Origin of the sequence: Janthinobacterium sp. Ant5-2-1 (genome assembly GCF_001445815.1) — a bacterium.
Lineage (GTDB): Bacteria > Pseudomonadota > Gammaproteobacteria > Burkholderiales > Burkholderiaceae_D > Janthinobacterium > Janthinobacterium lividum_E.
Genome location: NZ_LNCE01000027.1, coordinates 1 through 23,852, shown reverse-complemented (window position 1 = coordinate 23,852; position 23,852 = coordinate 1). Strand labels below are relative to the sequence as shown.

At 64.1% G+C, this 23,852-nt stretch carries 19 protein-coding genes; 2 read left to right on the top strand and 17 right to left on the bottom strand.

The features are described 5' to 3' along the window. Positions 1 to 4: 4 nt before the first annotated feature. The 12 genes from ASN89_RS09920 to ASN89_RS09865 all read right to left on the bottom strand — a co-directional run bounded on the left by ASN89_RS09920 (position 5) and on the right by ASN89_RS09865 (position 14,054). Positions 5 to 2,128 carry a TonB-dependent receptor family protein gene (locus ASN89_RS09920; protein WP_235501925.1) on the bottom strand — a complete coding sequence of 708 codons (2,124 nt, stop codon included), beginning with the start codon at positions 2,126 to 2,128 and terminating at the stop codon, positions 5 to 7. Between the two features lie 77 nt (positions 2,129 to 2,205). After that, a complete protein-coding gene (locus ASN89_RS09915; RefSeq protein ID WP_235501924.1) occupies positions 2,206 to 2,613 on the bottom strand; it encodes a DUF2946 domain-containing protein in 408 nt (135 codons plus the stop codon). A gap of 47 nt (positions 2,614 to 2,660) precedes the next feature. Then, positions 2,661 to 3,257, bottom strand: a complete 597-nt coding sequence (locus tag ASN89_RS09910; RefSeq protein ID WP_058049157.1) for a membrane integrity-associated transporter subunit PqiC — start codon at positions 3,255 to 3,257, stop codon at positions 2,661 to 2,663. Further along, on the bottom strand, positions 3,254 to 4,885 hold the full coding sequence (locus ASN89_RS09905) for an intermembrane transport protein PqiB (protein WP_046685457.1): 1,632 nt from the start codon (positions 4,883 to 4,885) through the stop codon (positions 3,254 to 3,256). The genes ASN89_RS09910 and ASN89_RS09905 overlap by 4 nt, the downstream gene beginning before the upstream one ends. After that, positions 4,878 to 6,170, bottom strand: a complete 1,293-nt coding sequence (locus ASN89_RS09900) for a paraquat-inducible protein A (protein ID WP_414842511.1) — start codon at positions 6,168 to 6,170, stop codon at positions 4,878 to 4,880. Before ASN89_RS09900 ends, ASN89_RS09905 begins: the two co-directional genes overlap by 8 nt. Before the next feature lie 128 nt (positions 6,171 to 6,298). Beyond that, positions 6,299 to 7,648 carry an amidase gene (locus tag ASN89_RS09895; RefSeq protein ID WP_058049155.1) on the bottom strand — a complete coding sequence of 450 codons (1,350 nt, stop codon included), beginning with the start codon at positions 7,646 to 7,648 and terminating at the stop codon, positions 6,299 to 6,301. Positions 7,649 to 7,652: 4 nt separating this feature from the next. Beyond that, positions 7,653 to 8,330: a DUF2848 domain-containing protein gene (locus ASN89_RS09890; protein ID WP_058049154.1), complete on the bottom strand. Its 678-nt coding sequence runs from the start codon at positions 8,328 to 8,330 to the stop codon at positions 7,653 to 7,655. 4 nt (positions 8,331 to 8,334) lie between these two features. Beyond that, the gene (locus tag ASN89_RS09885) at positions 8,335 to 9,663 is read right to left on the bottom strand and encodes an MFS transporter (RefSeq protein ID WP_058049153.1); all 1,329 of its coding nucleotides are present in this window, start codon (positions 9,661 to 9,663) and stop codon (positions 8,335 to 8,337) included. A gap of 108 nt (positions 9,664 to 9,771) precedes the next feature. Beyond that, entirely contained in the window at positions 9,772 to 10,443 is a 672-nt protein-coding gene (locus ASN89_RS09880) for a DUF4286 family protein (RefSeq protein ID WP_058049152.1), read from the bottom strand. Positions 10,444 to 10,617: 174 nt separating this feature from the next. Further along, a complete protein-coding gene (locus tag ASN89_RS09875; protein ID WP_058049151.1) occupies positions 10,618 to 11,532 on the bottom strand; it encodes a LysR family transcriptional regulator in 915 nt (304 codons plus the stop codon). A 57-nt stretch (positions 11,533 to 11,589) separates the two neighbouring features. After that, positions 11,590 to 12,825 (bottom strand): M20/M25/M40 family metallo-hydrolase, encoded by a 1,236-nt coding sequence (locus tag ASN89_RS09870; protein WP_058049150.1) that lies wholly within the window; start codon positions 12,823 to 12,825, stop codon positions 11,590 to 11,592. After that, positions 12,822 to 14,054 carry a urate hydroxylase PuuD gene (locus tag ASN89_RS09865; RefSeq protein WP_058049149.1) on the bottom strand — a complete coding sequence of 411 codons (1,233 nt, stop codon included), beginning with the start codon at positions 14,052 to 14,054 and terminating at the stop codon, positions 12,822 to 12,824. Before ASN89_RS09865 ends, ASN89_RS09870 begins: the two co-directional genes overlap by 4 nt. Positions 14,055 to 14,185: 131 nt before the next feature. Between ASN89_RS09865 and ASN89_RS09860 the strand changes: the two genes are divergently transcribed. After that, positions 14,186 to 15,124, top strand: coding sequence for a LysR family transcriptional regulator (locus ASN89_RS09860; protein ID WP_034754583.1), 939 nt, complete (start codon positions 14,186 to 14,188; stop codon positions 15,122 to 15,124). A 72-nt stretch (positions 15,125 to 15,196) separates the two neighbouring features. Next, positions 15,197 to 16,951 (top strand): allantoate amidohydrolase, encoded by a 1,755-nt coding sequence (locus tag ASN89_RS09855; protein WP_058049148.1) that lies wholly within the window; start codon positions 15,197 to 15,199, stop codon positions 16,949 to 16,951. Between the two features lie 2 nt (positions 16,952 to 16,953). Here the strand turns inward: ASN89_RS09855 and ASN89_RS09850 are convergent, their stop codons facing one another. The 5 genes from ASN89_RS09850 to ASN89_RS09830 form a co-directional block, all read right to left on the bottom strand. Beyond that, complete coding sequence (locus tag ASN89_RS09850) at positions 16,954 to 18,189, bottom strand: Zn-dependent hydrolase (RefSeq protein WP_058049147.1); 1,236 nt, start codon at positions 18,187 to 18,189, stop codon at positions 16,954 to 16,956. Positions 18,190 to 18,199: 10 nt separating this feature from the next. Next, positions 18,200 to 19,591, bottom strand: a complete 1,392-nt coding sequence (gene hydA, locus ASN89_RS09845) for a dihydropyrimidinase (RefSeq protein WP_058049146.1) — start codon at positions 19,589 to 19,591, stop codon at positions 18,200 to 18,202. 17 nt (positions 19,592 to 19,608) lie between these two features. Beyond that, positions 19,609 to 21,093, bottom strand: a complete 1,485-nt coding sequence (locus tag ASN89_RS09840) for an NCS1 family nucleobase:cation symporter-1 (RefSeq protein ID WP_046685469.1) — start codon at positions 21,091 to 21,093, stop codon at positions 19,609 to 19,611. A 122-nt stretch (positions 21,094 to 21,215) separates the two neighbouring features. Continuing rightward, the gene (gene preA / locus ASN89_RS09835; protein ID WP_058049145.1) at positions 21,216 to 22,496 is read right to left on the bottom strand and encodes an NAD-dependent dihydropyrimidine dehydrogenase subunit PreA; all 1,281 of its coding nucleotides are present in this window, start codon (positions 22,494 to 22,496) and stop codon (positions 21,216 to 21,218) included. Then, the gene (locus ASN89_RS09830) at positions 22,496 to 23,851 is read right to left on the bottom strand and encodes an NAD(P)-dependent oxidoreductase (protein WP_058049144.1); all 1,356 of its coding nucleotides are present in this window, start codon (positions 23,849 to 23,851) and stop codon (positions 22,496 to 22,498) included. Before ASN89_RS09830 ends, preA begins: the two co-directional genes overlap by 1 nt. Position 23,852: the final 1 nt, after the last annotated feature.

Here is a 23,852-nt window from a genome sequence, read left to right as displayed (position 1 = left end):
ATCCTCACAGTCCGTTATAGGCATAGGACAGGCCCAGCATCACGCTGCGCGGCGCGCCGGGCGTGTACTGGTTCTGCGTATTGGCCGCGTAACTGCCCGTGCCCGAGTAACTGCTGCTGGCCGAATCGGCATAGCGCTTGTCGGCGAGGTTGCGCACCTGCGCCCACGCTTCCAGTCCGCGCGCGAGCTGATAGCTGGCGCGCGCATTCAGCAGCGCATGGCCCTTGTATTCCACCGTGTTGGCATTGTTCATCCAGTAGCGCCCCTGGTGCACGGCTTCGAGCGCGATACGCGCGCCAGCGACGGGCTTGTAGCCGATCTCGATCGACGTGATGTCGCGCGGCGCCTGCGGCATGCTGCGGCCGCTGTAATCGAGGGTGGAGGACACCTGGTAGCGCAGGTAGCGGTGGCGCGCGATGGCCGTGGCGAAGCGCGCGTCGAACGGGCCGCTGTCGTAGTTCAGGCCCAGCTCCAGCCCTTCGCTGCGCGTGCGCCCCGCATTGCGGTTTTCGCTATTGCCCGGTGACACGGTATAGCTGACGATGGTGTCGCGCCCGTCGAGCCGGTACAGGGCCGTATCGAGTTTCAAGCGGCCCTGCAAAAAAGCCCAGCGCAAGCCCAGTTCATAGTTGTTGTAGACGGACGGCTGCAAGTCGGCGATGCCCGTCTTGCCATACAGCTGGCTCACTTCGGGCGGCGTGAAACCCTGGCTGACGTTCGCATACGCGCTGCCCGCATGGCCGATGGCGTAGGTGGCGCCCAGCTTCGGACTCACATGCGAAAAGCTGCGCGACTCGTCGGGCGCGCCGTAATTGACGCTGCCGCCTGGCGCCAGCTTGTTATGGTAGTCGTAGCGGATGGCGTCCGAGCGGCCGCCCAGCACCACGCGCGTGCCGGCCAGCGGCGTAAATTCCCATTGCGCGAAGACGGCCGTGTTGAGGATATCCGTCTGGTAGTCGCGCATGCCCTGCGGAGTGGACGCATTGGCCAGCGAGTAGCGCAGGTAGCGGCCCGTGGCCGCATCGCGCACGATGGACAGGTTATCGCTGACAAACGGATTGTCGCTCTTGTCGATATACACGCCGGCGATCAGGCGTGTACGCAGCCAGGCGAATTCCTGCTGGTGCTTCACGTCCAGCCCCAGCGAATCGACGTGGTTGTTGTTGATGACGCCCTTGCACAACAGCCCCGCACAGCTGCCGATGGAGTACGCGGGAAGCTGCCCATGGTCGTTCTTGCGCGTAAACAGGGTGACGGTGCTCGTGCCATTGGCCGTCGTCGCACCCTCCCACGCCAGATTCATGCGCGTGGTCTTGTCCTTGCGGTAGCTAAACGTGTTCAGGCTCTTGCCGGGATTATTGCGGTAATCGTTCTCGAACAGGCTGCCCGTCATGGCCGCATCGAGATCCGTGTGGACGATGGTGGCGCGCAGCTGGGACGTGGGACTGAGCGCATAGTCGGCGCGCAGCGAGAACGAATCCTTGTCGCCATAGCTGTACTCTTGCCAGTTATCGCGAGAACGGCGCGAGCTGTAATGGGAAAAGCGCAGTCCCAGCGGGCCCCAGGTATCGCTGGCGGCCGTGTCGTAGCGGGTGAATCCGCCCACGTTATCGCGCCGCACGCCCACACTTGCCGTCGGTGTCGCGCTGGCGCCGGCCGTGAGGAAATTGACAGCGCCGCCGACGGCATTGCTGCCATACAGCGAGGAAGCGGCGCCCTTCACCACTTCCACGCCGCCGGCGCCCGCCATGTTCATCTCGTTGAGCGAGTTATGGTTGAAGACGCCCAGCGGGCGGATGGGAATGCCGTCTTCCAGGTACTGGTAGACAGCATTCGTGCCGATGGGCTGGCGGATGCTCATGCTGTGCTGCTCGTTGCCCAGGTCGTTCCAGTACACGCCGGCGATGCGGTTGAGGATATCGCCCATGGTCCTGGGCTTGTCGCGTTCCAGGGTTTTGGCATTGACGACGCCGATCGATTGCGGCGTCTCGGACAGCCACGATTGCGCGCGCGAGCCGGAAACGACGACGGTGTCGATGGCGTGGTCGGCTTGGTCAGGTTGCTGCGCCTGGGCGCACGGGTAAGCCACGGTGATGGCCGCGGCCAGCACCAATAATTTCTTGTTCATGTGATTCTCGTATAAGTGTGCGGATGCGGCGCGTCACACCGCAAGGTGGACAACGCCAGCATTGAAAATGCAAAAACTTAGACGAGAGGGGGCGGCGCGCGCGATTGCGCCGTGGACCAGATGAACAGTGGTGCAGGTGACTGGTAGTACAGGGACGGGAAAATGGCCGTGCCGCTGGCCACAAGCAGCGGCAGCACGGGGCTGGTCGGCGGCAGGCCGACGGAGCCCGCATGCGTGGAACAGAAGGCGCAATGCTCCATCTGCATGGCCTTGCCGCCGGATTTCTCATCGGCAGCGCCGTCATCGGACTGGACAAGCTGGACAAAACGGATACCGGCCACGGAACAGATTTCCGCCCAGCCGGAGCCGGACTCCTGCTTGGCGTTGGCGACGGCCTGGGAAATCGATGGCGCGAGCGCCGCCAGCAGGATCGCGAAACAGGCGATCCAGGCGGCGAAGCGGCGCGTGAACAAGGTCATTCCCATGGCCGCATTTTACCAGCGGCCGCCGGGACTGGGTAGCGGAAAGCGGCTCAGCCGGCCGGGCAGGCGGCGTTGCCGTTGTCAAAAGCGCGCACGACACTTGCTGTATCGGCGGCGATGCGGTTCACGGCGCGGCGGTGACCGAGCACCAGTTCATCGTAGCCGCCCCCCACCTTTTCATTGGCGACCGTGCGGCAAGTGACCACCTTGTTGCTGGCCAGCTGGCGCACACTCCAGACTGCGTCGATCAGCGCATACTGTCCCATCACCGACTCGAAACGCTGCACATTGGTGCTGATGCGGTACACGGGCAGCTTGTCCGGATATGGCGTGCGGAACACATCGATGGCGCCCAGGTCGTTCGTCACGGCCGTCGACAGGGCCTGGCCGATCTCGCCGGCTAGCGGCCCTGCCCAGCGCTGCTGCTCCAGCAATTCGATGCGTCCCGAAGGCGCCGTCACGACAAACTGGTTGCGGCTCACCTGCTGCGGCACGCTGACGGCCAGCACCTCGACATAGTATTTGACGGGCTTGGCCGGCTGCGCGTCGGCGCCGCCGCTGAGCGTATAGAAATGCTCGGGCTGGGGCGTGGAGCAGGCGCCCAGCAGGCTGGCCGCCAGCAGCGCGGAAAAAATCGGTTTCATCATTTTTTTTCATCTCCTTTTTTACCGCGGATCAGGGACTCGGGATGACGCTCCAGATAATCCGACAGGGCATTGAGCGATTGCAGGGTTTGCGTCAGCTGCTGCAAGGCCTGGCGCACGTCCGACTGCAGCGGCGAATCCTTTTGCAGCACCTGTTCGGCCGTGCCGAAGGTCTGTTTCGCCGCCGTCAGGGTATCGCGCATTTCCGGCACCACCTGGCCATCGAGCTGCTTGAACAGGGTATTGGCCTGCTTGATGGTGGCGTTCAGGTTGTTGCCGATCTCCGCGTACGGCACCTGATCGAGCTTGCGGGCGATGCTGGCGATCTGCGTCTGCAATTCATCAAGGGTATTGGGCACGGTCGGCACTTCCAGCGGATACCTGTTCGGATCGAGCGCCACCTTCGGCGCTTTCGGGAAGAAGTCGAGCGCGATGTACAACTGGCTGGTCAGCAGGTTGCCCGTGCGTAGCTGGGCGCGCAAGCCACGGCTGACCATGCGTTCGAGCAGCTGGTGGCCGGCCGAGCCTTCCTCATCGTCGACGGCGGCCTTGAAGCGCATGCCCAGGCGGGCCGGGTACAGGTTGACGGTGACGGGCATGCGGAAGTTCTTCTTCACGGGGTCGAATTCGATGCCCACCGAGCGCACCTCGCCCAGCACGATACCGCGGAAGTCCACCGTGGCGCCAGGCTGCAAGCCGCGCAGGGACTGGTCGAAATAGAACACGGTGGTAATCGCCTCGCCATCGGGCTCGCGCATGGCGCTGGCCTCGTCGGCCGCCAGGCGATAGTTGGTGCCGGCCGGCGCCGGTTCCACGGGTTTGCGGCCATGTTCCGCCTCGAAGGCGATGCCGCCCACCAGCATGGCGGCTAGCGATTGCGTATTCAATTTGAAACCGTTCGAATCGAGGCGCACGTCGACGCCGCTGGCATGCCACCAGCGTGCATCCTTGCCGACAAACTGGTCATACGGTGCGTTCACGAAGACCGACATGGTGATGCCGTTGCCATCCTTGTCCAGCGCGAAGCTGACCACCTTGCCCACGCGCAGGCGGTGGAAGAACAGGGGCGAGCCGACGTCGACGGAGCCGAGGCTGTCCGCATGCAGCGTGTACAGCTTGCCCTTCTGGTCTCCCGCCACGGCGGGCGGGCTCTCCATGCCGATGAAGTTCTCTTTTTTGGCTTCCGACTTGCCCGTGTCGACGCCGATGTAGGCACCCGACAGCAAGGTGCCCAGGCCCGTCACGCCGCTGGCGCCGATCTGCGGGCGCACCACCCAGAAGCGCGAATCGGCGGTGGCGAAGCGGCGCGCTTCCTTGCTCATGTCGATCGTCACGAGCACCTTGCTCAAGTCATCGCCCAGGGTGATGGCGCGTACCTGGCCGATATCGACATCCTTGTATTTGACCTTGGTCTTGCCCGGCTCCAGGCCTTCGGCACTCTTGAAGCTGACCGTCACCGTGGGTCCCTGGTCGAGGATGGACTTGGCGGCCAGGCCGGCGCCGATCAGCGCGGCCAGCAGCGGAATGAGCCACACCAGCGACGGCAGCCAGCGGCTGGCCGGGTCCACGTCGGGTTCGGGCAGAGGCCGTGCGCCGGTTTCGGCAAGGTCGCCCGTTTCTTTGTCAGCCATGCTGTTCTCCAATCACTGTATTGTTTCCGGTATTTTCTGCACTGCTGCGTTTTTCATCCTCGGCCGCCTTGTCGTCGACGGGGTCCCAGATCAGGCGCGGGTCGAACTGCATCGCCGCCAGCATGGTCAGCACTACCACGGCGCCAAAGGCCAGCGCGCCGGGTCCGGCCGTGATCACGGCCAGCGACTTGAAGCGCACCAGCGCCACCGTCAGAGTGACGACAAAGATGTCGAGCATGGACCAGCGGCCGATGAATTCAACCATGCGGTACAAAATGGTGCGCTGGCGCGGCCGCCAGCGCGAACGCCGCTGCGCCGTGAACGCCAGCAGCGCCAGCACGCCCAGCTTGAGCATGGGCACGACCACGCTGGCAATGAAAATGATGATGGCCAGGCCCTTCGAGCCGCTGGTCCAGAACAGCACGACGCCGCTCATGATGGTGTCGTCCTGCGCGCCGAACAGCGATTGCGTCACCATCACGGGCAGCAGGTTGGCGGGAATGTAGAGGATCATGGCGGCGATCAGCAAGGCCCAGGTGCGGTTGATGCTGTCCGGTTTGCGCACGTGCAGCGCCGTGCCGCAGCGCACGCAGACCAGGTGCCTGCCCTTGCCCAGGGGCGGCGCCACCAGGCCGCAGGCATGGCAGGGAACCACCTTCTCGCCCGGAGCGAAGGCCTTGTAACGCAGGCCGGGCAGCGCCTGGCGGGTCAGGTCGTCGCCCAGGTTCCACAGGGCCTTGGGGTCGAACGAGACGACGATGGCCAGCATCAGGGTCAGCGCGCCAAACGCGAACAAGCCCGGTTGCGGCAGCACTGTGGCCAGGCTGGTCATCTTGACGACGGTGATCAGGATGCCGATCATCAGCACCTCCGTCATGCCCCATTCGCGCGCCATCTGCACGGCGCGCAGCACGCGGTTAAAACCGGGCACCTTGACGCCACAGCGCAAGCCCAGCGCCACATACAGCAGCGAACCGAGTTCGATGGCGGGAAAGAGTATGGTAAACAGGAAGACCATCGTCGCCACGATGTGCATCTGCTCGGACCACAGCACGCGGATGGAACCGAGCAAGGTGGCGCTGGAAGTCAGGCCATTGACGTCGAGTTCGACGATGGGGAAAAACTGGGCGATCAGGAAGACGAAGGCGGCGCCCAGGGTGAGCGCCACCACCTTGCTCAATTCGGCCGATGCGCCCCGCGCGTGGGCGCCCCGATACAACACCGAGCGGCAACGGATGCAGCGCGCCTTTTCGCGTGGACGCAGCGGACGTTTGCGGTACAACACGCCGCAGTCATGACAGCTAATCAGGTCGTATCGGTGCACAGTGTGAAGTTTGCCGGCGCCCGAAGCGCGACTTTCCCATGTTAATGCCAGCCATCATGACAGAGTTGGCATTTTCCTGCACTACGGCATTATTCTTTTGCACGCCCCCGTAGCAGCGCCTCCACGGCGCGGCCGATTTGCAACACTGTATCGTCGGCGCCGGCCAGGCCGCAAATGCCCAGCCCCACGGGCAGCTCGCCCTCGGCATGGCATGGCAAGGACAGCGCGCAGCCGTCGAGGAAGTTGATCACGCTGGCGTTGCGCAGCACGAGACCATTCGTGGCAAAGAAGGTGGCGTCATCCGCTTCCAGCGGCGCGACTTCCGGCGCGAGTATGGCCACGCTGGGCATCAGCCAGGCGTCGAATGGCGCCAGACGCTGCTTCGCGATGGCGATCAGGCGCGCACGCGCATCGAGCAAGTCGATGTAGTCAAACGCGCCCTGCTGCTGGCCGCGGCGGATGCGCGCCGCCACGCGCTGGTCGTACTGCGCGCCCTTCTCTTCCAGCAGCGCCCTGTGCCAGTGCCAGGCTTCCGCCGCCACCAGGCCGCCACCGCCATTGATACCCGGCAGCTCCAGCAATTCGGGGAAATCGAACTGTTCCACTTGCGCGCCCGCTTGCCGCAGCTGGTCCAGCGCCGCATCGAAAGCCTGCTGCACCTGCGGCTCCACGTGCGTACCGACGTAATCAAGGGTAAAACCGAAGCGCAAGCCTTTCAATGCTGGCGCCTGCGCGCCGATGTCATGGCCCGACAGCGCCGCGTACAGAATGGCGCAGCAGTCGACGCTGTGGGCGATGGGGCCGGCCGAATCGAGGGAGCGGGACAAGGGCACGGTGCCGGCCAGCGACACGGACGCGGCCGTTGGCTTGAAGCCCGTCAGGCCGCAAAAGGCGGACGGGATGCGGATCGAACCACCCGTGTCCGTGCCCAGCGCGCCGGCCGCCATGTCCAGCGCCACCGTCACGGCGCCGCCCGAGGTGGAACCGCCCGCCACGCGCGCGCGGTCCAGCGGATTGCGCGGCGTGCCGTGATGGGGATTCAAGCCCAGGCCGGAAAACGCGAATTCGCTCATGTTGGTGCGGCCCAGCAGGACGGCGCCGGCCGCGCGCAGGCGCGCCACGGCGCCCGCATCGGCCGCGGCGGGCGGGGCATCGGCCAGCGCCAGCGAGGCGGCGCTGCTGGTTTGCCCTTTGACGTCGAACAGGTCCTTGATCGAGATGGGCACGCCGGCCAGGGGCGAGGCAACGATGCCGGCGGCGCGCGCCGCATCGCTGGCCCGCGCCTCCATCAGCGCCTGTTCGCCATCGAGGCTGACATAGGCATGGCCGCCCTGCGCCCGGTGCGCTTCGGCACGCGCCAGCATCTGCTGTGTCAGTGCCACGCTGGTGGTGCGGCCGGCGGCCAGGTCGGCCGCCAGTTCACGGATGGTCTTGGTCATTGTTCTATCCTTCCACGGGCAGGGTTTGCACGGCATAGCGGTGCTGCAGGCGGCGCTGCAAGGCTGGATCATACAGTTCCAGCGCGAAGGCGTCGCCATGGCCCATCTCGCCGATGATCGGTTGCGTGCCGCAGAACATGGCGCTACCCACGGGCAGGGTCGTTTGCCCCGTGTAGCGCTGAATCAGGTCTTCCGGCGACAGCATGCGCGTCACGGGGCCATCCTGGTACAGGGCCGGCACGCCGGCGCGCTCGCGCCAGGAACGCATCTGCAGCTGGTCCCAGTGGTCGGCCACGTCCGCATGGCGCCACAAGGTATCGCCCACGGGCTTGCCGCACATCTGCTTCGACACCGTCACGCCATAGCTTTCCACCTTGCGGTCCGTGTGGTCCGAACCGATGCCCACCAGCAGGCCGTATTCCGTGGAAAACAGCACGAATTCCGCCTCGCCCGACGAATCGCCGCCCGGCACTTCGATGGCCCCGTCGCTGGAGAGCAGCGATGCCGAGACGCGATAAAACGTCGGCACGCTTTTCGGGCGCGCCACGCCGATGGCTTCCAGTTCGGCGATATGGTGCTCCACCATCGCCATGTCGCGGCCCGTCCAGCCGGCGATGATCAGGTGATCGATGTCGAAGGTGACGGGGCCGTGGCCTGCCAGTTGAAAATGCAATGTCGTCATGATGTTATTCCTCAAGAGGGCCGCGGCCCGTTTCGCGTGCCGCAAAAACCGCGGCGCCGGTGATCAGCAAGGCCGCCGCCACGTATAGCGAGACGGCCATGGTGCTGTTGTACGAGCGGTACAGGCTGGCGATGACGAGCGGGGCGAAGCCGCCGCCGATGACGCCGGCCAGGGTGTAGGCCAGCGAGGAACCCGCATAGCGCACCTTGGTGGGAAATTGCTCGATGACGAAGGCCGCCTGCGGGCCGTACATGATGGCGTGGATGACTAGGCCCACGACGACGGCCGTGACGATGGCGGCCGGGCTGGCCGTGTCTAACAAGGTGAAGAAGGCAAACGCCCACACGAGGCCCAGGATGGCGCCCAGCGCATACACGGGACGGCGGCCGATCTTGTCCGACAGCGCGCCAAACACGGGCACCGACAGCGCATTGCAGGCCGTGCCGATCATGATGGCGGTGAGCGCCAGGGTCGACGACAGGTGCAGCACCGTCGTCACGTACGTCAGGGTGAACACCACCACCAGCGCATACAGCACGTCCGAGCCGATGCGCACGCCGCCGGCGATCAGCAGACGGCGCCAGTAGAGGCGCAGCACGTCGCCGATCGGCGCTTCCGCCTTCGCGTCCTGCTGGTCGAGTTCCTTGAACAGCGGGGTTTCCTCGATGCCGCTGCGTATCCACATGCCGAACGCCACCAGCAGCAGGCTGGCGATGAACGGCATGCGCCAGCCCCAGTCCATGAACGCTTCATGCGGCAGCAGGTACGTGATCAGGCCGATGCAGCCAGTCGCCAGCAAGGTGCCGAACGACGGTCCCACCTGCGTCCACGACGCGTTGCGGCCCCGCTTGTCCGGCGCCCCGTGTTCGACGGAGATCAGCACGGCGCCCGCCCATTCGCCGCCCAAGGCGATGCCCTGCACGAAACGCAGCGCCACCAGCAGGATGGGGCTCCAGATGCCGGCCGTCGCATACGTCGGCAAGAGACCCATCAGGCCCGTCGTCACGCCCATCAGCATCAGGGTCACCACCAGCACCCAGCGCCGTCCCAGCTTGTCGCCCAGGTGGCCGAAGATCACGCCGCCGATCGGGCGCGAGATATAGCCGACCGCATACGTGGAAAAGGCCAGGATGGTGCCCGTCAGCGGGTCGAACGAGGGAAAGAACAGGTGGTTGAAGATCAGCGCGGCCATGGTGTTGTAGACGGTGAAGTCATACCATTCCAGGGTCGTGCCGACCATGCTGGCCGTGGCCAGGCGGCCCGTCTTGGCCGTCGTGGCCTTCCCGTCCGGTGCCTGAGCCGCAGGATGCGCAGCGTTCGTATATGTGGTCATAGCCTACCTCTCTCGTCAGTTTTATTGCAAGCCCGGCGCAGGATGCTTTGCCCTGCGCCGTGGCCCGTGTCTCGTGTTATCGGTGCCGGCAAGATGCGCGCGGCCGTGTCAGGCAGCGCGCAGGTCCGCCTCGCGCAGTTGCCAGGACAGTTGCAGGATGGCTGCCTGTTCCGCATCCAGTTCCAGCGCCGCGCTGGCGGCATTGGCGGCCGCCATGGCGGCGCTTTCGGAGGACGCATCGATCAGGAAAATCGGGTCGAGCACGCGGCCCTCCGTCCGTTCCGCCGGCAGGGGGCCGGACAGATTCGCGTCCGGTGTCAGCAGGCGCGTGGCAATGACGCCGTCGATCTGCAGCAGCTTCGTTCCCAGTGTGGCCATGGAGTCCACGGCTTGCGCATCCTGACCGATGGCGGACGCGCCCAGGCGCAGCACGGCCAGCCAGGCGCCCGTGCCCATGCCCGTTTCCGCCTCGATGGCGCAAACCCTGCGCATGGGGTCGACCATGCGTTGCAAGTTCGTCAGCGACCATGGCGTCTGCTGGCCGAAGGCCTTGAAGTAGTCGGGCGTCTGGAAGGCGCCCAGCGACACGGTGCGGTACAGGCCCAGGTATTTGCGGGGGCCGCGCACACTCTGGTAGCGCGTGCCGCTGACGAAGCCGGGAATGCGCACGCGCTCTTCCACGTGTTCGCGATCGTACCAGCGGTTGAAATCGCGTTCGTGTTCGGGGTCGGCGCTGGTCCAGACAAACAGGATGCCTGGCAAGGTGGGGGACGTCGTCATGATGGTTCCGTTCTGCGTTATGGGTGGTGTGCCAACCCAGAATAGGTGGCACGCCATCACTTGGCAAACGGGTTATTCTGAACGAGACTGATAAGTTTTTCTTGTGGGTGGAGATGAGGCCAACAATGTTGTCGGATTACGCGCCGGGGCGCTAATCCGACCTACGCCACCGCGTCAAGCTCCGTACTCGTCCGCAAGCCCCACGCTAAACCGTGCCGCCTCTTCGCACGCCAGCATGGCCACCAACTGGATCGCTTCCGTGGTGATGTCTTCGCTGTAGCTGATGACGATGCGCTGCGGCGCGAGGCTGCTGGTGCAGGGGATCAGGGCGATGTGGCCCTGCTCGATTTCCTCGCGCAGGGGCGCCAGCGGCAGCACGGCGATGCCGAAGCCCGCTTTGACCAGGCGCACGATGGCGGAAATCGAGCTGACGCAATGGACTCTTCCCAGTTGCACGCCCTCGTCCTGACACAGCGCCTTCAAGGCCGAATGAGGCTGCGAACCGCGGTTCATGGTGATGATCGGATGCTGCGCCAGTTGCGCCACCGTGAACGGCACGCCCGTATCGGGCCAGTCGGCGGCCCTGCCGGCCCAGCCCATGGCGATGGCACCGCTGCCCGTGCTGCGGATATGGTCGCCCGTCAGCATGTCCGTCTGCAGCGCGATATCGAGTTCGCCCTGCTGCAGCTGTTCGTGCAGGCGGCGCGTCGATTCCGACGTCAGCTGAATCTCGATGCCAGGATAACGCTCCTGCACGCGCTGCAGGAACGGGATCAGCCACGTATGCACGATGGTTTCGATGACGCCGATACGCACTTCGCCCGTGATCAGCGCGGGCGAGGAATTGGCCGCATACATGTCGCGGCACAGTTCCAGCATGCGTTCGGCGTACACGAGCAGGTTGCGCCCGGCGAAGGTCAGGCGGATTTCACGCGCGTCGCGGTCGAACAGACGCGTGCCGAAATCCTGCTCCAGCGAGGCGATGCGGTTCGAAATGGCCGCCTGCGTGATGTGCAGCTTGTCGGCCGCCGTGCGAAAGCTGCCCAGTCGCGCAGCCCAGACAAACGCTTCGAGAAAACGGGTATTCAATGGGGGCTCTTCTTCACAGGTTGAGTGTCCGCCCCATTGTAAGCCAAAGCACCCGCCCTATTTCTCGCCCAGGAAGTCGAGCAGGGTCAAGGCGACGATCTTGCTCGCCTTGCGCAAATCATCGAGCGCCAGGCGCTCGTCGGCCTTCTTCGCGTTCGATTCGGGCACCGTGCGCGGGCCGGCGCCATACAGCACGGCCGGGATGCCCCGCTCGCCATACAGGCGCGCATCCGCATACAGGGGCGTGCCGACGGCGGGAATGCTCTCGCCCAGAATCGCTTGTGCATTCTTTTGCAGGCTGCCGACCAGCTGTTCGGAACCGGACAAGGGCCGCAGCGCGTGCGACAGCAGCAGGCGGCGGATTTCGATGCGGATGCCAGGCTCGCCCCGCACGGCATCCTCGATCAACGCGCGCACCTGCGCCTCCACCGCCACCGGGTCTTCTTCCGGAATCATGCGGCGGTCCATCTTCATGACCACCTTGCCCGGCACCACATTGGTATTCGTGCCGCCATCGATGCGGCCCACCAGCATGGTGGGCGAGCCGATGCCGGCCACTTTGGACTTGATCTTTTTCAGCTCCGGCAGCTGGCCGTAGATCGCATTGAGAATCTTGTTGGCCGCCTGCAGCGCGTCATGGCCTGTCTCAGGCATTGAGCCGTGGCCCGACTTGCCATGCACGGTGATTTCCAGCTGCAAGCAGGCATTGTGCGCCGTGACGATGCCGTAGCTGAAACCGGCGGCGATGACGAAATCGGGCTTCGTCAGTTGCTGTTCCAGCAGCCAGCCCGGCCCCAGCAAACCACCGAATTCCTCGTCGTACGTGAAGTGCAGTTCCAGCTGGCCCTTCAAGGGAATGCCCAGCGCTTCCAGGGCGCGCGCGGCAAACACATAGGTGGCGAAGTCGCCTTTCGAGACGGCCGTCGCGCGGCCATACATATAGCCGCCGTCGATCTGGCCGCCGTACGGCGGATACGTCCAGTTGTCGCCGGGCGGCACCACGTCGCCATGCGCGTTCAGGGCCACTGTCGGCCCGCCCGCACCATAAGGCCGGCGCACGATCAGGTTGGTGATGCTCTGCATGCCGTAGGCTTCCACTTGGTCCTTTGGGACGGCGTGCTTTTCCGCATTCCAGCCATACGCCTGCAGCAGCTGCGCCACCAGGTCCGCATGGGGCGCGTTATTGCCGGGCGGCGTATCCGTCGGCTGCTGCACCACCTTCTGTAAAAATGCGATCTCCTCGTCGAAGTGGTCGTCGATCCAGGCCGTGATTTTTTCTGCGTGCGTAGTCATTTTGCTCCTTGCATGGTCTGTTGCAGCCAGGCGCCAAGCTCGCTGCGCTCGGCCTCCGTCATATTGGTCAGGTTCCCGATCGGCATGGCTTTCAGCTCGATGGCCTGCTTGTAGATTTGCGCCGCGTGCTGGCGGATTTGCGTTTCATTATCCAGCATCATGCCGGCTGGCGCCGTGGCGAAACCCGGTTGCGTGGGCTGGGCCGAATGGCAGGTGGCGCAGCGCTGGGCGATGATGGCATGCACGGCCTTGAACTGCGCGGCCGGGTCCACCGCAGCCACGGTCGCTACCGGCGCCGGCGCCTTCGGTGCGATGGCCACGGCAACGGCCAGCAGCAAAGCCACGCCGAGAGCAGGATAACGCCACTCGACACGTCCCTTGTGGCGCAGGTTGAAGAAGTGGCGAATAAAGACGCCGGCCGCCATGATCAGCGCCAGCACCAACCACGCGTGGTCGTTCCGGTAAGTCATCGCGTAATGGTTGCTGATCATGATGAACAGCACCGGCAACGTGAAATAATTGTTATGCACGCTGCGCTGCTTGGCTTTCAAGCCGTGCTTGGGATCGGGCAGCTTGCCGGCCGCCATGGCCTCGACCATCTTGCGCTGGCCGGGAATGATCAGCATCAGCACATTGGCCACCATGATGGTGCCGATCATGGCGCCCACGTGGATGTAGGCGGCACGCCCGCTGAGCAAATGCGTGAGCACGTACGCGGCACCGACGATCAGCGCGAACACCGTCACGCCAAACCACAGTTCATATTCCGCCAGCTTCGAGCGGCACAGCAGGTCGTACACGGTCCAGCCGATGACGAGGGTGGCGATGCCGATGCCGACAGCTTGGCCGCTGCTGATATCGGCCACGGCCCTGTCGATCATCATGGCCTGGGCATTGAAATAGTAGGCAATCGTCAGCAGCGCAAAACCGGACAGCCACGTCGAATACGCTTCCCACTTGAACCAGTGCAGCTCCTTCGGCAGTTCGGCGGGCGCCACCAAGTATTTTTGCGGGTTGTAGAAACCGCCGCCATGCACGGCCCACAATTCTCCCGATACGCCCTTCTTCGCCAGCTCGGAACCGGGCGCGGGCGGGCGGATCGAGTTGTCGAGCCAGACGAAATAAAAGGAAGCACCGATCCAGGCGATGCCCGTGATAACGTGCAGCCAGCGGACGATCAGGTTCAGCCACTCAAGGCCGTACGGGATCAGGTAGGCAAATACTTCCATAAATTTCCTCTAGTCAGACCGAACCAATATTCGTGCCAATCTACACAAGATAAACGGATTTACCGCCCATCACATGAAAAATATCGTATATTTGACATATTCAAATCGATATACAACAGAGGCGCCGCCACATGTCCAGCCTGCCGCAACACCTCGACCTGCACCTGATCCGCATCCTTTACCTGCTGCTGGTGGAAAAGAACGTCTCGCGCGTGGCATTGAAGCTCAATCAGCCGCAACCCTCGATTTCCGCCTCCCTGCGCAAGCTTAGAGAATTGACGGGCGACCCGCTGCTCGTGCGCGGCGCGCGCGGCATGGTGCCCACCCAGCATGGCGAAAGCCTGCTCAATCCGGCCAAGCGCATCCTCGACCAGACGGAAAGCCTGTTCGTCAAGAAGACGCCGTTCGTGGCGCAGGAAGAGGCGCGCACCTTCCATATCGCCGCACCCGACTACCTGGACAGCCAGTTCCTGCCGAACGTCGTGGCCCTGCTGCGCCGCGGCTCGCCGAAAAGCCGCGTCGTGCTGCATAGCCTGGGGCCGGGCATCGACCATATCCGCCAACTGTCCGATGGTGGCCTGGACCTGGTGATCGCCAACTGGGACGAGCCGCCTGCGCACCTGCATATCTCGAAGCTGTTCGAAGACCCCATCATCTGCGCCATGCATGCGGAAAACGCCTATGCGCGGCGCACGGCCAGCGACGCGATGACCCTCGACGATTATCTGAGCCTGCCCCACGTGGCGCCGTCGCAGATGATGCCCGGCTATCACGGCGTGATCGACTCCTTCCTCGAACGGCAAAACCTGCAGCGCAACGTGGTGGTGGAATCGGCGTATTTTGGCCTGATTCCCTACATGCTGACGCAGACGGACCTGGTGCTCACCACGGGCCGGCAATTCATGCGCTTCTATGAAAAGACCCTGCCGCTGAAAACGTATACCGTGCCCTTGAAATTCCCGCCCATGCGCTTTTACCAGCTGTGGCACCAGCGCGTGCACCAGGCGCCCGAGCACAAATGGCTGCGCGACCAGGTCAGCGCGGCCGCCAAGGCGCTGGTGCAGCGATAGCCGCTATCAGCGCGCGCATATAATGGACGCAGAACGGGGCGCTATCATCACCGCTTGCATGATCGGAAAACCATGACCACCCTTTCAGACCTGAACGCCGGCAGCCCGGCAGACTTTATCGCACGGCTGCACGGCATCTACGAACATTCGCCCTGGATCGCCCAGCGCGCGGCCGCCGCCCGGCCGTTTGCCAGCCTGACGGCGCTCAAGACGGAACTGCAGCGCGTGCTGGCGCAAGCCTCGCCCGAAGAGCAGCTGGGGCTTATCCGCGCCCACCCGGAGCTGGCCGGCAAGGCCGCCATCGCCGGGCAGCTGACGGCGGAATCGACGCGCGAACAGGCCAAGTCCGGCCTGAACCTGTGCAGCGCCGAGGAATTTTCCACCCTGCAGCACCTCAATAGCGATTACAACGCGAAGTTCAGCTTTCCCTTCATCCTGGCCGTCAAGGGCCCGACGGGCGAAGGCTTGACGCGCCAGGACATCATCGCCACGTTTGCGCGCCGCCTGAAAAACCGCCACGCCGATGAACTGGCCGAATCGCTGCGGCAGATCAAGCGCATCGCCGAGCTGCGCCTGAACGACTTGTTCGACGTGCGCCTGGACTTCGGCCCGGCCATCATGCAGCAGGCGGAAACCCTGGCCGGCTGGAGCGACAGCGATTACAACCTGACCTGCGCCTACCTGACGCCGGCGCACCGGAGAACGGCCGCGCAGCTGGCCGACTGGATGCGGGACGCCGGCATGCAGGTGCACATCGACGCCGTCGGCAATGTCGTCGGCCGCTATCTGTCTGACGCGCCTGGCGCAAAGACCCTGATGACGGGATCGCATTACGACACGGTGCGCAACGGCGGCAAGTACGACGGCCGGCTGGGCATCGTGCTGCCGATCGGCGTCGTGCGCCACCTGCACGAACGGGGCGAAAAGCTGCCCTTCCATTTCGAGGTCGTCGGCTTCGCCGAGGAAGAAGGCGTGCGCTTCAAGAGCACATTTTTGGGCAGCACGGCCGTCACGGGCAAGTTCGACGTGTCGCTGCTGGAACAGCTTGACGCGGACGGCGTAAGCATGCGCGACGCGTTGGCCGCCGCCGGCCACGATGCGGGCGCCATCGGCGCCATCGCGCGCGATCCCGCCGACTTGCTCGGCTATGTGGAAGTGCATATCGAGCAGGGACCCGTGCTGCTCGAACGCGACCTGCCGCTGGGGATCGTCACGGCGATTGCCGGCAGCTCGCGCTACCTGGTCAATCTTGGCGGCGTGGCCAGCCACGCGGGCACCACGCCCATGAGCATGCGCAAGGACGCAGCCAGCGCGGCCGCCGAAATCATCCTGCTGGTGGAACAGCGCTGCAACCAGGGCGAGGCGCTGGTGGGCACCGTGGGCCAGCTGCACGTGCCCAACGGCTCCGTCAACGTGATCGCCGGCGCCTGCACCCTGTCGCTCGATATCCGCGCGGCCGTTGACGCCGTGCGCCAGGCGGCTGTCGACGATATCCTCGATGGCATCGCCGCCATCTGCGCGCGGCGCCAGATCGACTACCAGCTGGAACTGCTGCTGTCGGCGCGTGCGGCGCCGTGCGCGCCATGGCTGATGGCACAACTGGCGCAGGCCGTGGAATCGGTGGGCATCGAACCATACGCATTGCTGTCGGGCGCCGGCCACGACGCCATGGCCATGGCCGCCATCACCGACGTGGGCATGCTGTTTACCCGCTGCGGCAATGGCGGCATCAGCCACAACCCGCTGGAAACCATGACGGCCGACGACGCCGACATCGCGGCGCGCGCGCTGCTGGCGTTTTTGCGCAACTTCCAGCCCAAGCCCTAAGGCTATACCGCCACGGCCCGCTCCAGCATCGCGTGCAGCAGCACGTTACAGCCCGCTTCCAGGTGCTCGGGCTTGGCGTCTTCGATTTCATTGTGGCTGATGCCGTCCTTGCACGGCACGAAGATCATGCCGGCCGGCGCCAGCCGGGCCGCGTAGATGGCGTCGTGGCCGGCGCCGGAGACCACGTCCATCACCGAGTAGCCGAGTTTTTCCGTGGCGTTGCGCACGGCGCCCACGCAGTCGGGGTGGAACGGGCATGGCGGGTAGTAGGACACCCGTTCCAGTGAAATGCCCAGTCCCGTCCTGTCACGCATGGCGTCGATGAAGGCCGTGATTTCGCCATGCATGGTGTTGAGCAGTTCGTCGTTCACGTTGCGCAGGTCGATGCTGAATTTGACTTCGCCGGGAATCACGTTGCGGCTGTTCGGGAACACCTGCACCATGCCCACCGTGCCGCGCCCATACGGCGGGTAGCGGTTGGCGATCGCCACCACTTCCTGCATGATGGTGGTGGCCACCTGCAGCGCATCCTTGCGCAAACCCATGGGCGTGGGACCCGCATGCGCTTCCATGCCCGTCACCACGCAGTCGTACCACGACAAGCCCATCACGGCTGGCACGACGCCGATGACTTTATCGGCATCTTCCAGCACGGGCCCCTGTTCGATATGCGTTTCAAAGTAGGCGCCGATCGGATGGTCGCCCGGCACCTGCTCGCCCTTGTATCCGATGCGCGCCAGTTCCTCGCCCACGGTTTTGCCTTCCGTGTCTTTCGCTGCATACGCCGTTTCGAGCGAAAAGGCGCCGCAAAATACGCCGGAACCCATCATCACGGGCACGAAGCGCGAGCCTTCCTCGTTGGTCCAGAAGGCCACTTCGATGGGCGCCTGCGTCTTGATTTTCAAGTCGTTCAGGGTGCGCACCACTTCCAGGCCCGCCAGCACGCCATAATTGCCATCGAACTTGCCGCCCGTAGGCTGCGTGTCGATATGACTGCCCGTCATCACGGGTGGCAAGGTATTGTCCGTGCCGTCGCGGCGCATGAAGACGTTGCCGATCTGGTCGATGGTGATGCTCATGCCAGCTTCGCGGCCCCAACCCACCACCAGGTCGCGTCCCTGTTTGTCCAGGTCCGTCAGGGCCAGGCGCTTGACGCCACCCTTCGCTGTCGCGCCGATCTGCGCCAGCTCCATCAGGGCCGCCCACAATCGTTCGCCATTGATACGCAATGCATCCATCGTCAACTCCTTATGCGGTGGTGGCGGAAAAGGCGGGCCGCTCGATATAGCGCCCGGCCCCTTCGACGGCCATCAGTTCGCCCTGGTGGAACACCACCTTGCCAGCGGCAATCGTGGTGCTGGGGATGCCGCGCACGGTGCGCCCTTCGAAGACATTGAAGCCTCCCTTGGCAAACTGCGTGGCGGCGGAAATGGTGCGCGTGCCATGCGGGTCCCACAGCACGATGTCGGCGTCGCTGCCGACGGCGATGAGGCCCTTGCGCGGATACATATTGAAGATCTGCGCCGCATTGGTGGAACTGACCTTGACGAATTCGGACGGCGTCAGCATGCCGGAATTGACGCCAGCGTCCCACACGACGGCCATGCGTTCCTCGACGCCGCCGCAGCCGTTCGGGATGCGCGTAAAGTCGTCCTTGCCGGCCGCCTTCTGCTCGGCACAGAAGGTGCAGTGGTCGGTGGCCGTCGTGTGCAGGTTGCCGCTTTGCAGGCCGTGCCACAGGGCCGATTGATGGTGCTTGCCGCGAAACGGCGGGCTCATGACGTGGCCCGCGACGAAGTCGAAATCGTCGCTCTGATAGACGCTGTCGTCGATCACCAAATGGCCCGCCAGCGCTTCGCCATACACGCGCTGGCCGTTGGCGCGCGCCCGTGTAATGGCGTCGAGCGACTCGGCGCACGAGACGTGCACGATGTACACGGGGGTATTCAAGACGTTGGCAATCGCGATGGCGCGGTTGGCCGCTTCCGCTTCCACGGCCGGTGGGCGCGACAGGGGATGGGCCTGCGGTCCCGTGATTCCCTTCTTGAGCAAGGCTTGCTGCAGCTGGAAAACCAGCTCGCCGTTTTCCGCATGCACAGTAGGCAGCGCACCCAGTTCCAGCGAACGGGTAAAGCTTTTCACGAGGGTTTCATCGTCGGCCATGATGGCGTTTTTATAGGCCATGAAATGCTTGAAGCTGTTCACGCCATGCTCGCGCACCAGCACTCCCATCTCTGCATGTACCTGCTCGCTCCACCAGGTGATCGCCACGTGGAAGGTGTAGTCGCCAGCCGCCTTGGCCGACCACTCGCGCCACTGGTGATACGCCTCGAGCAAGGATTGCTTCGGCGCCGGAATGACGAAGTCCATGATGGTGGTGGTGCCGCCCGCCAGACCCGCCGCCGTGCCCGTGAAAAAATCGTCCGACGTCACGGTGCCCATGAAGGGCAGATTCATGTGCGTGTGCGTGTCGATCCCGCCCGGCATCACGTACAGGCCGCCCGCGTCGATCACGGTAGCCCCTGCCGGTACGGCCAGATTCTCGCCGACGGCGGCGATGATGGCGCCCTCGATCAGCACATCGGCGCGAAACGCGCGGTCGGCGTTGACGACGGTACCGCCACGTATCAGTGTAGTCATCTTGTCTCCTTGAGTGATTACGACTGCGGCGCCTGCTGCACGTGCGCCACGGCCTTGCCCTTCATCATGACGCCGTACACGACGGCGGCGATGGCCACGCCCACGAACCAGGCGTAGGTGTAGATGGTTTTAAAGCCTTCGCCCACGCCGGGAAACGCCGCGGGAAAGGCCGCGTTCAAAAAGCCGGGGATGTTCGGCAGCACGGCGATGACAAAGGCGATCAGGGCCGCCATGTTCCAGCCATTGCCATACGAGTAGACGCCGTCGTCGCGGTACAGCTGTTTGACGTCCAGCTGCGTCTTGCGCACAAAATAATAGTCGACGATGAGGATGCCGGCGATGGGCCCCAACAGGGCCGAGTAGCCGATCAGCCACGTGAAGATATAGCCTTGCGTCGACTCGAGCACCTTCCACGGCATCATCACGATGGCGATGAAGGCCGTGATGTAGCCGCCCATCTTGTACGAAATCTGCTTCGGCGCCAGCGAGGAAAAGTCATACGCCGGCCCCACCAGGTTGGCCGCCAGGTTGACGCTGACCGTATCGATCAAGAGAATGATCAGGGCGATCAGCACGGCGGCGCCCGTCATGCGGCTGGCCAAGTCGACGGGGTCCCAGATGGCCTTGCCGTACATGACGACGGAACCTGCCGTGACGATCACGGCCAGCATGGCCAGGAGGCCCATGGGCACCGGCAAGCCGATCGACTGGCCGATCACCTGGTCGCGCTGCGTCTTGGCAAAGCGCGTGAAGTCGGGGATATTCAATGCCAGGGTGGCCCAGAAACCCACCATGGCCGTCAACGATGGCCAGAAGACGCTCCAGAACTGGCCCGCTTTTTTACCGCCGGGGATAAACTGCGATGGCTGGTCCAGCAGGCTGGCCACGCCGCCCGCCTTGCTGTGCACCCAGTACAGCAGCACGAAGCAGATGAGGATTTTCAGCGGCGCCGTATAGGTTTCGAGTTTGCGGATCGATTCCATGCCATGCAGGATGTAATAGAACTGGATGGCCCAAAAAGCAAGGAAGCACAGCAGCTGGCTGCCGTTGATGCCCAGGCCCGCGATCTTCTCGCCGCCCAGTTCATGGCCCACCAGCACGCCCATCAGGGTGTAGATCATCTGCCCGCCGAACCAGGTCTGGATGCCGTACCAGCCGCAGGCAACGATGGCGCGCATCAGGGCGGGCAGACGCGCGCCCATGGTGCCGAACGAGGCGCGCGCCAGCACCGCGTAAGGGATGCCGTACTTGGTGCCTGCATGGCCGATCAGCAGCATGGGCAGGAGCACGATGGCGTTGGCGAGAAATACCGTGAGCACAGCCTGGTAACCGGACATGCCGCTGTCGATCAGGCTGGCCGACAGGGTGTAGGCGGGAATGCACATCACCATGCCGACCCACAGCGCGGCAAAGTGGTACCACCGCCACGTGCGCTGCGCCGCCGTGGTGGGCGCCAGGTCTTCATTCCAGAGTTGCGTGTTGCCTGAGTAGTCGTGGTTCACAGGTATGCTCCATCGGTTGGGAGGGGATCGGTTTTATAGAAACGGCGCGACCTTTAAGTCAATCTAGCTTACCGCAAAGGCCGGCCGCTGTTTACAAATAAAACGCACGCAATAACCGTGCCCTATGCCGTCTCCGCCAATGCCCGAGGGTTGCGTGGATCCTGCGTCCAGTTCATGTATGGCTTGCCCGTTGTCTGCGGCACCATCGTGATGCAGCCCTGCACCGGACAGGTGATTTCGCACAGGTTGCAACCCACGCATTCGTCCTTGATCACTTCATAGGTGCGCGTGCCGGCCGCGTCGATCAGTTGCGCAATCGACTGGTGCGAGGTGTCTTCGCACGCCACGTAGCACTTGCCGCATTTGATGCAGTCGTCCTGGTTGATCTGCGCGATCACCTGGTAATTCATGTCCAGGTATTTCCAGTCCGTCGTGTTGGCCACGGCCTTGCCGGAAAAGTCGCTGATGCGTTCATAACCCTTTTCATCCATCCAGCGCGACAGGCCATCCTTCATCTCTTCGACGATGCGAAAACCATGCAGCATGGCGGCCGTGCACACCTGCACGCAGCCGGCGCCCAGGGCGATGAATTCGGCCGCGTCGCGCCAGTTGCCGATGCCGCCGATGCCGGAAATGGGCAAGCCATGCGTCTGCGGATCGCGGGCGATTTCCGCCACCATGTTCAGGGCGATCGGTTTGACGGCCGAGCCGCAATAGCCGCCGTGCGTGCTGGCGCCGCCGACGATGGGCAAGGCCACCATGCGGTCCAGGTCCAGCGAGGTGATCGAGTTGATGGTGTTGATCAGCGAGACGGCATCCGCGCCGCCCGCCTTGGCCGCGCGCGCCGGCATGCGCACGTCCGTGATGTTGGGCGTGAGCTTGACGATGACGGGCAGCTTGCTGTGCTTTTTGCACCAGGCGGTGACCATCTGCACGTACTCGGGCACCTGGCCCACGGCCGCGCCCATGCCCCGCTCCGGCATGCCGTGCGGGCAACCGAAATTGAGTTCGATGCCGTCCGCACCCGTCGCCTCGACCTTGGGCAGGATGTCGGCCCAGTAGTGTTCTTCGCACGGCAGCATCAGCGAGACGATCATGGCGCGGTCAGGCCAGTCCTTTTTCACCTGCGTGATTTCGCGCAGGTTGATTGCCAAAGAGCGGTCGGTGATCAGCTCGATGTTATTGAAGCCGACCACTTCGCGGTTCTTGCCGTACAGGGCGGAATAACGCGACGAGACGTTGACGGCGGCAGGATCTTCACCGAGCGTTTTCCACACGACGCCGCCCCACCCCGCCTCGAAGGCGCGCACCACGTTGTAAGCCTTGTCGGTCGGCGGTGCGGACGCCAGCCAGAAGGGATTCGGCGCCTTGATGCCGCAAAATTCGATGCTGAGATCAGCCATTATGCAGCCTCCACTTTATTGAACAAATCGGAATGGATGGCCAGAGCGGCCAGCTTGCCATGCTGGACGGCTTGCACCGTCAAGTCCTGTCCCGGCGCCACGCAATCGCCGCCCGCGTAAATCCCCGGCAGCACGGTGCGAAAGCCACTATCGACGGCGATCTTGTCGCCTTCGCGTTTCAGCAGCGACGCCATCGGGTCAATCAGCACTTCCGTGTCGAGGCTCTGGCCGATGGCCTTGAAGATGGCGTCGGCCGCCACGTCGAACGTTTCGCCCGTTCCCGCCAGGCGCGTGCCCTGCATGGCGGTTTTTTCGAAACGCATGCCGGCCACCTTGCCGGCAGCGTCGAGCAGTACCTGCTGCGGCTGGGCCCACGTCAGCATGCGCACCTGATTCGCCTTGGCGATCTCCTGTTCATGGTGGGTAGCCGTCATGGCGTCGAAGCCGCGCCGGTAGACGAGGGTGACTTCCTCGGCGCCCAAGCGCTGGATCTGCACGGCCATGTCGATGGCCGTATTGCCGGCGCCAATCACAACCGCCCGTTTCGGCACGGGCAGCGCGGCCAGGTCGTCCGCCTGGCGCAGCGCGCTAATATAATCGACGGCGGCCAGGAGACCTGGTGCATCTTCGCCCGTCAAGCCCAGCTTGCGGCTGGCGCCCAGGCCCAGTCCCAGGAACACGGCGTCATACTGCGCGTGCAAGTCGCGCAGCTGCAGGTTCTCGCCCAGCGCCTGGCGACATCGGATCTCGATGCCGCCGATGTCCAGCAGGAAGTCGATTTCCTTTTGCGCAAAATCGTCCGTCAGCTTGTACTTGGCGATGCCGTATTCATTGAGGCCGCCCGCCTTGTCTTCCTTCTCGAAGATCACCACGTCGTGGCCCAGCATGGCCAGGCGGTGCGCGCACGACAAACCGGCCGGCCCTGCGCCGACGATGGCAATCGTCTTGCCCGTGCTTGCTGCCCGCTGGAACGGGTGGCTGGCGAAATGCATGTGGTCGACGGCGTAGCGCTGCAAGAGACCGATCTTGACGGGCTGGCCTTCCGCGTCGTGGTTGCGCACGCAGACGTCTTCGCACAGGATTTCCGTCGGACAGACCCTGGCGCAACTGCCCCCCAGGATGTTCTGTTTCAGGATGCCGGCGGCGGCGCCGTTGATGTTCTTGTCGTGGATATTGCGGATGAAGCTGGCCACGTCGATTTCGGACGGGCAGATACGGCTGCACGGCGCATCGTAGCAATACAGGCAACGGGCGCTTTCGATGGCGGCCTGGCGCGCCGTGAGCGGCGGCGCCAGGTCCGTGAAGTGGCCCGCCAATTCCTCGTTGGGCAGGGCGGGATGGGGCAAATAGTTCAAA

Coding starts and splice junctions, on each gene's coding strand:
- ASN89_RS09870 (WP_058049150.1), bottom strand. CDS start 12,825: ATGACTACGCACGCAGAAAAAATCACGGCCTGGATCGACGACCACTTC.
- ASN89_RS09905 (WP_046685457.1), bottom strand. CDS start 4,885: ATGGCTGACAAAGAAACGGGCGACCTTGCCGAAACCGGCGCACGGCCT.
- ASN89_RS09850 (WP_058049147.1), bottom strand. CDS start 18,189: ATGGATGCATTGCGTATCAATGGCGAACGATTGTGGGCGGCCCTGATG.
- ASN89_RS09890 (WP_058049154.1), bottom strand. CDS start 8,330: ATGACGACATTGCATTTTCAACTGGCAGGCCACGGCCCCGTCACCTTC.
- ASN89_RS09885 (WP_058049153.1), bottom strand. CDS start 9,663: ATGACCACATATACGAACGCTGCGCATCCTGCGGCTCAGGCACCGGAC.
- ASN89_RS09860 (WP_034754583.1), top strand. CDS start 14,186: ATGTCCAGCCTGCCGCAACACCTCGACCTGCACCTGATCCGCATCCTT.
- preA (WP_058049145.1), bottom strand. CDS start 22,496: ATGGCTGATCTCAGCATCGAATTTTGCGGCATCAAGGCGCCGAATCCC.
- ASN89_RS09920 (WP_235501925.1), bottom strand. CDS start 2,128: ATGAACAAGAAATTATTGGTGCTGGCCGCGGCCATCACCGTGGCTTAC.
- hydA (WP_058049146.1), bottom strand. CDS start 19,591: ATGACTACACTGATACGTGGCGGTACCGTCGTCAACGCCGACCGCGCG.
- ASN89_RS09880 (WP_058049152.1), bottom strand. CDS start 10,443: ATGACGACGTCCCCCACCTTGCCAGGCATCCTGTTTGTCTGGACCAGC.
- ASN89_RS09855 (WP_058049148.1), top strand. CDS start 15,197: ATGACCACCCTTTCAGACCTGAACGCCGGCAGCCCGGCAGACTTTATC.
- ASN89_RS09910 (WP_058049157.1), bottom strand. CDS start 3,257: ATGATGAAACCGATTTTTTCCGCGCTGCTGGCGGCCAGCCTGCTGGGC.
- ASN89_RS09895 (WP_058049155.1), bottom strand. CDS start 7,648: ATGACCAAGACCATCCGTGAACTGGCGGCCGACCTGGCCGCCGGCCGC.
- ASN89_RS09865 (WP_058049149.1), bottom strand. CDS start 14,054: ATGGAAGTATTTGCCTACCTGATCCCGTACGGCCTTGAGTGGCTGAAC.
- ASN89_RS09915 (WP_235501924.1), bottom strand. CDS start 2,613: ATGGGAATGACCTTGTTCACGCGCCGCTTCGCCGCCTGGATCGCCTGT.